Raw genomic sequence first — 11,845 nt, forward strand, 5'->3', positions numbered from 1 at the left:
CGAGCGTGTAATCCGAAGGGCCGGAGGAGATATGATCGAACGCGAATTGCGGCCGATGCAGGCCGTCCAGAATGCTACGGAGGCGGTGGACCAACTGGTCGCCCTCTACGACGGTGCGACCTCGGCGCTGCGCGGTGCCTTGGAGCGATATCTGGAAGGCGGCGCGCCGCCCGATGCCTCGGAGCGGCTGGCCTTCCGCTATCCGGAACTGCGCGTGACGCACCGGCCGGATGGGCCCCTGCCGCGCCTGCGCCGGGCGACCGCCAAGCTCCAGGCGGCGGGCACCTACGCGACGACGGTCACGCATCCGGCCTTCTTTCGGGATTACCTGTTGCGGCAACTCGAGCCGCTGGTCGCCGATTACGGCGTCTCCCTCGAAGTGGGCCTGAGCGCGCAGGAAATCCCTTATCCCTACGTGCTAGAGGCTGGGCTCGACCCTTCGGCGCGCTCGGTCGAGGCGGCCGAACTGGCGACCTACTTCCCCGTTCCGCTCCTCTCCGTCGTGGGCGACGAGATCGCAGACGGCATCTTCGACATGGTCGAGGGCGAGCCGCGCCCGCTCGCCCTGTTCGACGGGGTAAGGGTCGATTACTCGCTGCGCCGCCTCGTCCATTACACGGGCTGCGACTGGCGCGAGGTACAGCCCTGGATCCTGCTCACCAATTATCACCGCTACGTCGATCAGTTCATCCGGCACGGGCTTGAACGGCTGGCTTCGGGGGAAGAGGGGTTCGAGCGGCTGGTGCTGCCCGGCGGCATCGTGGTGAAGCGTGAGGAGGCGGCGAGTGCCGATCCGGCCGCGCTGCTCGCGGCCTCGCCCTGGCACAAGCATCAGATGCCGGCCTACCACCTCGTCTCCCGCGCCCCCGACGGGTCGATGCAGGGCACGACGCTGGTCAATATCGGCGTCGGGCCCTCCAATGCGAAGACGATCACCGACCATCTGGCGGTGCTGCGGCCGGATTGCTGGCTGATGGTCGGCCATTGCGGCGGCCTTCGCCAATCCCAGACCATCGGCGATTACGTGCTGGCCCACGCCTACTTCCGGCGCGACCGCATTCTCGATGAGCTGGTCCCGCCGGATGTGCCGATCCCCGCGCTCGCCGAAGTGCAGGTCGCCCTGCAATCGGCCGCTGCTCAGGTGACCGGCGAGCGCGACGACGCCCTCAAGCGACGCCTGCGCACCGGCACCGTCGTGACCTACGATGACCGCAATTGGGAGCTGCGCTTCACCCAGGAGAGGCGCCGGATCAACCAATCGCGGGCCATCGCCGTCGACATGGAGAGCGGGACGGTCGCCGCGCAGGGCTACCGCCTGCGTGTGCCGTATGGTGCGTTGCTGTGCGTGTCGGACAAGCCGCTCCACGGCGAGATCAAGCTGCCGGGCGCGGCCAATGCCTTTTACGACCGGGCGGTGTCGGAGCATCTGAAGGTCGGCCTCGCAGCCCTGGATGCGCTTCGCGCCGACCGGGCGGGGCTGCATTCGCGCAAGCTCCGCAGCTTCGACGAGCCGCCCTTCCGATGATCTACAGATCCACCGACATCGACAGCAGGTAGGTGCGCGGGGCCGCCTGGAAGAAGGTCCCGTAGGAAGCGACGCCCGTCCAGTATTTCGCGTTGGCGACGTTGATAACGTTGGCGCGGAACACGGTACGGTGACCGCCGATCAGGGTGGCGTAGCGGGCGCCGAGGTCGAAGCGCGTCCAATCCGGCACCGCCTGCAGGTTGGCGGCATCGAGATATTGGCGCCCGGTATGGACCACTGCCCCGTCGAGGGTGAGGCCCGGCAAGCCTGGAATGTCCCATTCCCCGCCGAAATTCACTTGGACGCCGGGTACGCCGATGGGCTTATGGCCGATATTGGCGGCGGTGACGGTGCGGGTGAGGGTGCCGTCGAAGAAGGTGACGCCGCCGAGAGCCCGGATGCCGGGTATGACCTCGCCGTAGAGGGTGAGTTCGAGCCCGTCGATCTGCTGCTCACCGGTCTGCGCATAGGCGCGGTCGGGGCCGAGTTCGCCGCTCGGCTTGGTGATGCGGAAGGCGGCGAGGTTGGTGGAGACCGACCCCCAATCGACTTTTACGCCGAGTTCGACTTGGCGGGCGACATAGGGAGCGAGCGCGGTCCCCGAATTGGTCGCCACGGCCGGCGCGAAATCGCCCCGGCTCAGGCCCTCGATATAGTTTTCGTAGACCGACACGTTGTCCCACGGGCGCAGCACGAGGCCGACGAAGGGGGTGACGGCGCTCTTGTCGTAGGAGGCCGTGATCACCGGCACGTTCACGGCATAGTTATGCGCCTCGACCGTCTGCCGCCGCACGCCCGCGGTGAGCAGAATGCGCTCGTTCAAGGCGGACATCGTGTCGGCCACCGTGACGCCGGTGAGGGTGCTGTCGAAGAAGCGCGGGCGTCCACCCGTCACCGGCACGGCGAGCGGGGGGACGAGGACGGGATTGTAGATGTTGGAGCGGTAGCTGGACCGCACGGGCGAGAGCCAGCGGCCTATCTCCTCGCGGTAATAGGAGGCCTGAACCGCGACGGCGTGGTGGATCGGGCCGGTATCGAACCCGGTGCGCAGACCGCCATCGGCTGTGAACCGGCCGGACTCCAAGCCGTAGAATTGCGGATTCGTGGTCGTGTCGCCCTGCGCGTTGGTGATGGTCGGTGCCGAGGCGAAGATGCGCGAGACGCTGGTCTGGGACCCGCCAATAGCGGCGAACAGCGTTGTCGTGTCGGTGAGGTCGTATTCCAAGCGGAGCAGCCCGCCGTGGTCATCCACTGTTCCGCTTTCCCAGGGCTGTGTCAGGTTGAGGCGGCCATCGGGCGCCTTCGGCACCGGCACGCCAGCTTTGAGGAGGAACGGACGCAGGGGGCACGAAACTGGTCCGTCTGCGCGAGAAGGTAGAGCCACGTCCGGAACCGTTCTCCCTGGTAATCGAGGGCCAGGGCGCCGACGCCGGTCGTTTCGGCCTGACGGTCGATCGGCGTGTCGCCGCGATGCAGGCTGCCGGCGAACCGGACGCCCCATTCGCGGCCTTCGCCGCCCCGCCGGGCGAAATCGATTTGACCGCCGCCCCGGGCGAGGGAGCCGTAATCGAGGGTGACGCGGGTCAGATCCTCGCCCGCCCGCTTCGGGACGACGTTGACGACACCGCCGATTCCGCCATTGGGCGGCATGCCCGACAGGCCGGCCGAAGGACCCTTCAGCACCTCGATCCGCTCGGCATAATCGGCGAAGACGCGAAAGGTCGGCGCGATGCCGTAGACACCGTCGAAGGCGATCTCGCCGCTGATCCCTTCGCTCATGGGAAAGCCCCGCACGGACAGGGAGTCGAACGGCGCCCCGGTCGTCTGCGTCGCACGGACCGAAGGGTCGAGGGCCAAGGCTTCCGAGACCGTCGAGGCTTGCCGATCGCGAACGAAGGTATCCGTATAGCTTGAGATGCTGAACGGTGATTTTGCCGTCTCGGTGTTGCCGAGGAGGCCGAGGCGCCCGCCCTGCGCCACCTGCCCACCGGCATAGGCCGGCACGACACCCCTCGGTCCGGCTTGCCCCTCTACCGTCAAGGTTTCGAGTGTCACGTCGGTTGGCGTGGCTTGAGGATCCCGTGCATTCGCAGGTTCGGCCGCGCACAACAGGGCAATCATGCAGGATAGGACCGCGCGCGGATGCGTCCGTTCAAGTATTGCGACCATGTCGGTGTCTATCTCAGCGCTGTGCGCGCGATGGATCGTTCGGCGTGGCGTAATGACGCAGATTCGAGATCCGAACACAACGTGGAAACATGAGCGATCAAAAAATTTTAGTTAGATTTCTTACAATGAAAGCTTTTGGGGTCCAGGCATTTAGGTGCTTGAATTTGCGTGCGATCTAACTTGCAGTTGAAACCGGGGCCGATCACTGAGGCCGTCTGCAGCATTCAGCAGAAGGAGTGGCTGGTGCGGCATTGCCGGTATCCTTCGCGGCAAGCGTTGGATTTCCGGTCTAGCGCCCAAGCGAGTTGCATCCAGCCTTCGTCGCGGGCGAAGGCTGGATGCACGGACGACGCATTGCGAATGATTCTGAACAAGGCAGGATCGGCGCCCAACGACAACGGGGGCCTGGCTGTGGGCGGACAGGGTGTTTTGCTCGGCTCGGCTTTCCTGCTCGTCCTGTGCATGGGGCTTTGGGCGAGCGCGCTTCTGCCGGAGATCGTCACCGCGCTCGCCTTCTTCGGGCTGGCGATGCTGTTCAAGCTCGCCCCGGCCGAGACGGTCTTTTCCGGCTTCGCATCGCAGGCGTTCTGGCTCGTCCTGTCGGGGATGATCGTCGGGCAGGGCATGACCCGAACCGGTCTCGGCGCGCGGATGGCACGTGTGCTCGCCCAGCGATTGTCCGGCTCCTACACGCGCTTCATCGCCGGTCTGGTCATGCTCAGCTTCCTGCTGGCCCTGGTGATGCCGTCCAATCTCGGGCGCATCGCCCTGATGATCCCGGTGACGCTGGCGCTCTGCGATGCGTTCGGTCTCGGGGCCGGTCGGCCGGGGCGGGAGGGGGCGGTGCTCGCGGTCGGTGTGGCGACGCCGGTCCTGTCGGCGGCCATCCTGCCGGCCAACGTGCCGAACCTCGTCATGGCGGGCTCGGCCGAGCGGCTGCTTGGGCTGCACTTCTCCTACCTGTCCTATTTCCTGCTGCACGCCCCCGTCCTGGCCTTCGTCAAAGGCGCGATGCTGATCGCCCTGGTGGTGCGCCTGTTCCCCGATCGGGTTTCGGCGCCCACGACAGAGTTGCCCGCTCTACTGCCCCTCACCGGGCCGGAAAGGCGGCTCGCAGCGATCCTCCTCGGGACGCTCGCCTTCTGGATGACCGATAGCTTGCACGGCATTCCACCGGCTTGGGTCGGCCTTGTGGCGGCAGTGATCTGCCTTTTGCCGAAGGTCGGCGTGATGAATGCGGATGCCTTCGGGCAGGTGAGCCTGCGGACCTGCTTCTACATCGCGGCGCTGCTCGGCCTCGTCGCCGTGGTGAACGCCACCGGGCTCGGCGAGCGGCTCGGCCATGCCTTGCTCGCCGTGGCGCCCCTGACACCGGGAGCCACCGCGCAGAATTTCGCTGTGCTGACGGGCCTCAGCACGGCGATCACCCTTCTCGTTACGGCCAACGGCGCGCCCAGCTCTTTACACGGCGCTCGCGCCGGAGATCGTGCAGGCAAGCGGCCTCTCCGCCCTCGCTGTCGTGTCGATCCAAGTGATCGGCTACTCGAACCTGTTCTTTCCCTATCAGGCACCGCCCATCGTCTTCGCCAGCGAACTCGGGCGGGTGCCCTTGCGCCGGGTCACACGACTGACGGTGCCGTTCGGGCTCGTCTCGCTTCTGGTTGCCGCTCCTCTGGATTTCGGATGGTGGTGGCTGTTGGGATGGCCGAAATGACAAAATAGATGAACTGTCAGCAGGTTGTGCGCATTGCGCCGCACCATGCCGCCTTGCGGCTTTCCCGCCCAGACACTACCGGTTCCACCTTAGAGACGGTCCAGTTCGAAACCGCGAGGTTCCCCCGCACATGGCTCCTACAGCCCGCCCGACAGTGGCCCAACCGCTCTCGCCGCACCTCCAGATCTACCGCTGGACGTGGACGATGGCGATGTCGGTGTTCCACCGCATCACCGGCACCGCGCTTTACGGCGGCACGGCGCTCGTCGCCATTTGGCTGGTCGCGCTCGCCTCGGGCCCGGCGGCCTATGCATGGGTCGCGGGCTTCTTCGGCTCGATCTTCGGCAAGCTGATCCTGTTCGTCTACACCTGGATCCTGCTTCACCACATGCTCGGCGGCATCCGCCACTTCGTGTGGGACGCTGGCATCGGCTTCGACAAGACGCAGCGCCTCGGTCTCGCCCGCCTCACCCTGGTCGGCTCGACGGTTCTGACCGTCGTCGTATGGGTGATCGGCCTTCTGGCTCGCTGAGGGGGGACGACATGGCCAAGGAAAACATTCGCCAGAACCCCGCCGTCTCGATCCGCACGCCGCGCGCGCGGGTTCGGGGGCTCGGCGTCTCCCACCATGGCGCGGGCCATTGGTGGGTTCAGCGACTCACCGCCGTCGCCAACGTGGTGCTGATGCTCTCCTTCGTGGTGATCATCGCCCGCATGGCCGGGCGACCCTACCCTGAGGCGATCCGTCTCGTGGGCAGCCCCTTCGTGTCGCTGATCCTCATCCTGGCGGTCCTGTCGGTGACGATCCACATGCGTCTCGGCATGCAGGTGATCATCGAGGATTACGTCCACGCGCCCGCGACCAAGATCGCGGCCGTGTTCGCCAACAATTTCTATGCTGTCGTCGTGGCTGTGGCCTGCCTCTACGCGATCCTGCGCGTGGGCTTCGGCCAGCTGCCCGTCTGACACCGCAAGCTTCGGAGCCGACCATGGCCGTGAACGGAACGAACGGCGGCACGCCCGCCTACACCATCCATGACCACGCCTTCGACGTGGTGATCGTGGGCGCCGGCGGCGCGGGCCTCCGCGCCACGGTCGGCTGCTCGCAGGCGGGCCTGCGCACGGCCTGCATCACCAAGGTGTTCCCCACCCGCTCGCACACCGTGGCAGCGCAGGGCGGCATCTCGGCCTCGCTCGGCAACATGGGGCCGGACGATTGGCGCTGGCACATGTACGACACTGTGAAGGGCTCGGACTGGCTCGGCGACCAGGACGCCATCGAATACCTCGTCCGCAACGCTCCGGCGGCGGTCTACGAGCTGGAGCATTGGGGCGTGCCCTTCTCCCGCACGGAAGAGGGCAAGATCTACCAGCGCCCGTTCGGCGGCATGACCACCGATTACGGCAAGGGCACCGCCCAGCGCACCTGCGCAGCGGCCGACCGCACTGGTCACGCCATGCTGCATACCCTCTACGGGCAGGCGGTGAAGAACCAGACTGACTTCTTCATCGAGTACTTCGCCCTCGACCTCATCATGGATGACGAGGGCCGTTGCCGGGGCGTCATCGCCCTCGATCAGGCGACCGGCGAGATCCATCGCTTCCGTGCGCAGCAGACGATCCTGGCGACCGGCGGTTACGGCCGAGCCTATTTCTCGGCGACGTCGGCCCATACCTGCACCGGTGACGGCAATGCCATGGTGCTGCGCGCCGGCCTGCCGCTGCAGGACATGGAGTTCGTGCAGTTCCACCCGACCGGCATCTACGGCGCGGGTTGCCTCATCACGGAAGGGTCGCGCGGCGAGGGCGGCTACCTCACGAATTCCGAGGGCGAGCGCTTCATGGAGCGTTACGCCCCGTCTGCGAAGGATCTCGCCTCCCGCGACGTCGTCTCGCGCTCCATGACCATGGAGATCCGTGACGGTCGCGGCGTCGGCAAGAACAAGGATCACATCTTCCTGCACCTCGACCATCTCGACCCGAAGATCCTGCACGAGCGTCTGCCCGGCATCTCGGAGAGCGCGAAGATCTTCGCGGGCGTCGACGTGACCAAGGAGCCGATCCCGGTCATCCCGACCGTGCACTACAACATGGGCGGCATCCCCACGAACTATCACGGCGAGGTGCTGACCCTGAAGGACGGCAACCCCGACACCGTGGTGCCGGGCCTCATGGCCATCGGCGAAGCGGCCTGCGTCTCGGTCCACGGGGCGAACCGCCTCGGCTCGAACTCGCTCATCGACCTCGTGGTGTTCGGCCGCGCGGCGGGCAAGCGCTGCGCCGAGATCGTGGAGCCGAACGGCCGGGCGATGGAGCTGCCGAAGGGCGCCACCGACAAGGCCCTCGAGCGCCTGGACCGGTTCCGCTACGCCAACGGCAGCACCGCCACGGCGGAGCTGCGTGCCGAGATGCAGAAGACCATGCAGAACAACTGCGCCGTCTTCCGCACCGGTGAGGTTCTGGAAGAGGGCCGAGGCCTGATCCACAAGGTCCACGACGCCGCCTCGGACGTGAAGATCACCGACCGTTCTCTCGTCTGGAACACCGACCTCCTGGAGACCCTGGAGTTCGACAACCTGATCGGCCAGGCGGTGGTGACGATGGAATCGGCTGCCAACCGCAAGGAATCGCGCGGCGCCCATGCCCGCGAGGACTTCCCGGACCGCGACGACAAGGACTGGATGAAGCACACCCTGGCCTGGATCGGCGATACGGGCGGTGTCACGATCGATTATCGTCCGGTTCATACCTACACGATGTCGAACGAGATCCAGTACATCGAGCCAAAGGCCCGCGTGTACTGAGCCTTCATCTCGGCTGAACCATCAGGCGGCGGATCACTTTACGATCCGCCGCATCGACCTGCCCTTGCGGATCCGATCAAGCCCATGGCCCAGTTCAACCTTCCGAAGAACTCGCAGATCACGCAGGGCAAGTCATGGCCCGCGCCTGCGGGGGCGAAGAATCTCCAGACCTTCCGGATCTACCGCTGGAATCCGGATGACGGGAAGAACCCACGCGTCGACACCTACCTCGTCGACCGGGACGATTGCGGCCCGATGATCCTGGATGCCCTGCTCTGGATCAAGAACAAGGTCGACTCGACCCTGGTCTTCCGCCGCTCCTGCCGTGAAGGCATCTGCGGCTCCTGCGCCATGAACATCGAGGGGCAGAACGCGCTCGCCTGCACGATGGGCATCGATGAGTGCAAGAGCCCTGACAATGCGCTGCCGATCCTGACCCGCAAGGACAAGGACGGCGCCATCCGCATCTATCCGCTGCCGCACATGCCGGTGCTGAAGGATCTGGTGCCGGATCTGACGAACTTCTACGCGCAGCACGCGGCGATCGAGCCCTGGCTCCAGACCGACACGCCGTCCCCGGAGAAGGAATGGCGCCAGACGCCGGAGGACCGCGCCCGCCTCGACGGCCTCTACGAGTGCATTCTCTGCGCCTGCTGCTCGACCTCGTGCCCCAGCTACTGGTGGAACGGTGAGAAGTTCCTCGGCCCGGCGGCCCTGCTCCAGGCCTATCGCTGGCTGATCGACTCCCGTGACGAGAACACGGGCGCGCGCCTCGACAACCTGCATGATCCTTTCCGGCTGTACCGCTGCCACACGATCATGAACTGCGCGAACACCTGCCCGAAGAGCCTGAACCCGGCCAAGGCCATCGCCGAGATCAAGAAGATGATGGTCGAGCGCGAGGTCTGAGGTCCTTCCCCGGCGCCCCTGCGGCGCCGGGGCAACACCGGGGCGAAAAGCCCGCTATTCACGTCGGAACACGGGTTCACCGCGCAGCTCGCCTTGTGGCGAGCGCATTTCCCGCCGAGGCAGGCACACGACATCGCGAGGTGTCCGTCCGAGCCATACTGCCCGAGCCAAGTGGAACGATGCTGCGCCCGAGCCCCTCGTTGATCGCCGTGCTTTGCCTCAGCGCCGGCCTCGGCGCCTGCGCGTCCGACCGGTTGGAGGGCCCTAAGACCCGCGCCCCCGGACCTCGCGCCGATTTCGATGCCCCCATCACCGCGATTCCGTCTGGCACCGTCACGGCGTCGCCGCTCGCGCCCCCGCCGGGCGCCGCGGCGAGCCCCGATCTGCCCCCGCCCGGTCCCGTCGCGGGCCTCAATCCGAGCGCTCCGGCGCCGACCGTCGTGCCTGAGCCGGTGACCCCGCCTCCGCCCCCGCCGCCGGTCACCACCACCGGCCGCGCCGCCGTCGTCGGCGGCTGGGATGCCCGCGACGCCACCGGCGCCAGCCGCCGCGTGACGCTGTCGAGCACGCCCTCCCTCGATCTCTACAAGGCCTCGACCTCGGGTTGTTCGAACAAGGAACTCGGCCGCGTCTCGGCCTGGGATTACCGGGATGGCGAGGTCTATCTCTATCAGCCCGGCGGCACCGTCGCGGCCCGGCTTCGTCAGGGTGGTGCGGGCCTCGACGGCGCGCTCACCAAGTCCGGCGCTTCGCTCGCCCTCAACCGGTAGTCGTCCGGTCGTGGAGTCGCGGTTGCTTGGCCCGCGGCTCCCGGCCCTTACATGAGGGGCTCCCTCCGGAGCACCCGCGTACAGCATGTTTCTCGATTGGCTCGAACGCCGGATCGACCCCTTCGCGCCCTTCGATGAGACGCGGATGCCACCGAAGTCGGTCACCGGCTTCGTGTGGTTCTACCTGCGCCCGGTCCGCTGGGCGCTGGCGTCGCTCTTCGTCATCGCGGTGATCGCGGGCACGGTCGAGGCGTCCCTCTACCTCGTCATGCGCTGGTTCATCGACCTGCTCGGCACGGCCGACCGGGCGACGGTCCTCTCGGACCATGCCACGGGCATTACCCTCGCGCTGGTCCTGGTCGCTTTGATAAGGCCTCTCTCGATCTGGGCGCACGAGGCCCTCTCGAACCAGCTCGTCGTGCCGCAGACGACCAACCTCGTCCGCTGGCGGGCCCATCTCTACACCCTCGGGCACTCGCTCTCTTACTTCCAGGGTGACTTCGCAGGGCGGCTCTCGAACCGCATCGTACAGGTCGGCCCGGCGGTGCGGGAACTGGCGGTCGTGTTCATCGACACGCTGCTCTACGTCGCGATCTACGCGGTGACGGCGGTCGGCCTTTTCGGCTCCATATCCCCCTGGCTCGCCCTGCCCGTAGTGGTCTGGATCGGCGCCTATGCGTGGCTCACGGCGTGGTTCGTGCCCCGCGCCCGGGCACGCTCGCACGCCACCGCGGAGACGCGTTCGGCCCTGATCGGCCGTGTGGTCGACAGCTACACCAACATTCTTACCGTGAAGCTCTTTGCCCGCGATCGGGAGGAGCGCGCGGCAGTGCGCGATGCGGTGCAGACCAACACCGACACGTATCTGTTCCAGTTCCGGCTGGTCACCCTGACCACGACGCTACTGGGAATCCTGAACAGCGCGCTCCTCGTCGCGACCGCCGGGGCCTGCCTGCTCCTGTGGCAAAACGGCGGCCTCACGACGGGTGAAGCCTCGGCCGGGCTCGCCCTGGTGCTGCGCCTCATCGCCATGTCGGGCTGGGTGATGCAGACCGTGCGCGGCGTGTTCGAGAATGTCGGCGTCATTCAGGAGAGCATGCAGACGATCAGCCGTCCGCACGGCCTCGTGGATGCGCCGGACGCGCGCGAACTCGCCGTGACCGGCGGGGAGATCCGCTTCGAGCAGGTCGGCTTCCATTACGGACGAGGTGATGCCTCGATCATCGAGGATTTTTCGCTCACGATCCGAGCCGGGGAGCGGGTCGGGCTGGTGGGCGTGAGCGGGGCTGGCAAGTCGACCCTCGCCTCGCTGCTGCTGCGCCTCTACGACGTCGAGGGTGGGCGCATCCTCATCGATGGGCAGGACATCGCCGGGGTGACCCAGGGGTCGCTGCGCGAGGCCGTGGCGATGGTGAGCCAGGATACCTCCCTGCTGCACCGCTCGATCCGGGACAACCTCGCCTATGGCCGCCCGAACGCCACGGACGCCGAGGTGGCGCAGGCGGCGCGCCTTGCCCATGCGGATGGGTTCATCGCCGATCTCGTGGATCACAAGGGGCGCCGGGGCTACGAGGCCCATGTTGGGGAGAGGGGGTGAAACTCTCGGGCGGGCAGCGCCAGCGCATCGCCATCGCCCGCGTGATCCTGAAGGATGCCCCGATCCTCATCCTCGACGAGGCGACTTCGGCATTGGACAGCCAGGTCGAGGCGGCGATCCAGGACTCCCTGGACACGCTGATGGCGGGCAAGACCGTCCTCGCCATCGCGCACCGTCTCTCGACCATCGCGGCCATGGACCGCCTCGTCGTGATCGAGGCGGGCCGGATCGTGGAGGAGGGCACCCACGCCCAACTCGTGGCGCGGGGCGGGGTCTATGCCGGCCTCTGGGCGCGGCAATCGGGCGGGTTCCTGCCTGCCCGGTCGGCGCCCTTCGAGGACGCCGCCGAGTAGCCGA

Annotated in this window: 8 protein-coding genes and 2 pseudogenes; 8 read left to right on the forward strand and 2 right to left on the reverse strand. The window is 66.9% G+C overall.

Going from position 1 to position 11,845, the window contains the following annotated elements:
• Window positions 1-31 precede the first annotated feature (31 nt).
• On the forward strand, window positions 32-1,525 hold the full coding sequence (locus tag ACFQE0_RS11340) for an AMP nucleosidase (protein ID WP_378969621.1): 1,494 nt from the start codon (window positions 32-34) through the stop codon (window positions 1,523-1,525).
• A 1-nt stretch (window position 1,526) separates the two neighbouring features.
• On the opposite strand, the gene ACFQE0_RS11345 is transcribed toward ACFQE0_RS11340, so the two are convergent.
• Window positions 1,527-2,834 carry a TonB-dependent receptor gene (locus ACFQE0_RS11345; protein ID WP_378969623.1) on the reverse strand — a complete coding sequence of 436 codons (1,308 nt, stop codon included), beginning with the start codon at window positions 2,832-2,834 and terminating at the stop codon, window positions 1,527-1,529.
• Complete coding sequence (locus tag ACFQE0_RS11350; RefSeq protein WP_378969625.1) at window positions 2,801-3,529, reverse strand: TonB-dependent receptor plug domain-containing protein; 729 nt, start codon at window positions 3,527-3,529, stop codon at window positions 2,801-2,803. Before ACFQE0_RS11350 ends, ACFQE0_RS11345 begins: the two co-directional genes overlap by 34 nt.
• 627 nt (window positions 3,530-4,156) lie before the next feature.
• On the opposite strand from ACFQE0_RS11350, the pseudogene ACFQE0_RS11355 reads away from it, so the two are divergent.
• From ACFQE0_RS11355 to ACFQE0_RS11385, 7 genes and pseudogenes are all read left to right on the forward strand, one after another.
• Window positions 4,157-5,408 (forward strand): annotated as a pseudogene (locus tag ACFQE0_RS11355) (SLC13 family permease).
• A 130-nt stretch (window positions 5,409-5,538) separates the two neighbouring features.
• Window positions 5,539-5,940, forward strand: coding sequence for a succinate dehydrogenase, cytochrome b556 subunit (gene sdhC / locus ACFQE0_RS11360; protein WP_378969628.1), 402 nt, complete (start codon window positions 5,539-5,541; stop codon window positions 5,938-5,940).
• Between the two features lie 11 nt (window positions 5,941-5,951).
• Window positions 5,952-6,374 carry a succinate dehydrogenase, hydrophobic membrane anchor protein gene (sdhD, locus tag ACFQE0_RS11365; RefSeq protein WP_378969630.1) on the forward strand — a complete coding sequence of 141 codons (423 nt, stop codon included), beginning with the start codon at window positions 5,952-5,954 and terminating at the stop codon, window positions 6,372-6,374.
• 23 nt (window positions 6,375-6,397) lie between these two features.
• Complete coding sequence (sdhA, locus tag ACFQE0_RS11370; RefSeq protein ID WP_378969632.1) at window positions 6,398-8,212, forward strand: succinate dehydrogenase flavoprotein subunit; 1,815 nt, start codon at window positions 6,398-6,400, stop codon at window positions 8,210-8,212.
• Window positions 8,213-8,296: 84 nt separating this feature from the next.
• Complete coding sequence (locus tag ACFQE0_RS11375) at window positions 8,297-9,121, forward strand: succinate dehydrogenase iron-sulfur subunit (RefSeq protein ID WP_378969635.1); 825 nt, start codon at window positions 8,297-8,299, stop codon at window positions 9,119-9,121.
• 179 nt (window positions 9,122-9,300) lie between these two features.
• The gene (locus ACFQE0_RS11380; protein WP_378969637.1) at window positions 9,301-9,891 is read left to right on the forward strand and encodes an AprI/Inh family metalloprotease inhibitor; all 591 of its coding nucleotides are present in this window, start codon (window positions 9,301-9,303) and stop codon (window positions 9,889-9,891) included.
• Window positions 9,892-9,976: 85 nt separating this feature from the next.
• Window positions 9,977-11,841, forward strand: a pseudogene (locus tag ACFQE0_RS11385) (ABC transporter ATP-binding protein).
• The last annotated feature ends 4 nt before the right edge of the window (window positions 11,842-11,845 follow it).

Source organism: Methylobacterium komagatae (genome assembly GCF_042661665.1).
Lineage (GTDB): Bacteria > Pseudomonadota > Alphaproteobacteria > Rhizobiales > Beijerinckiaceae > Methylobacterium > Methylobacterium komagatae.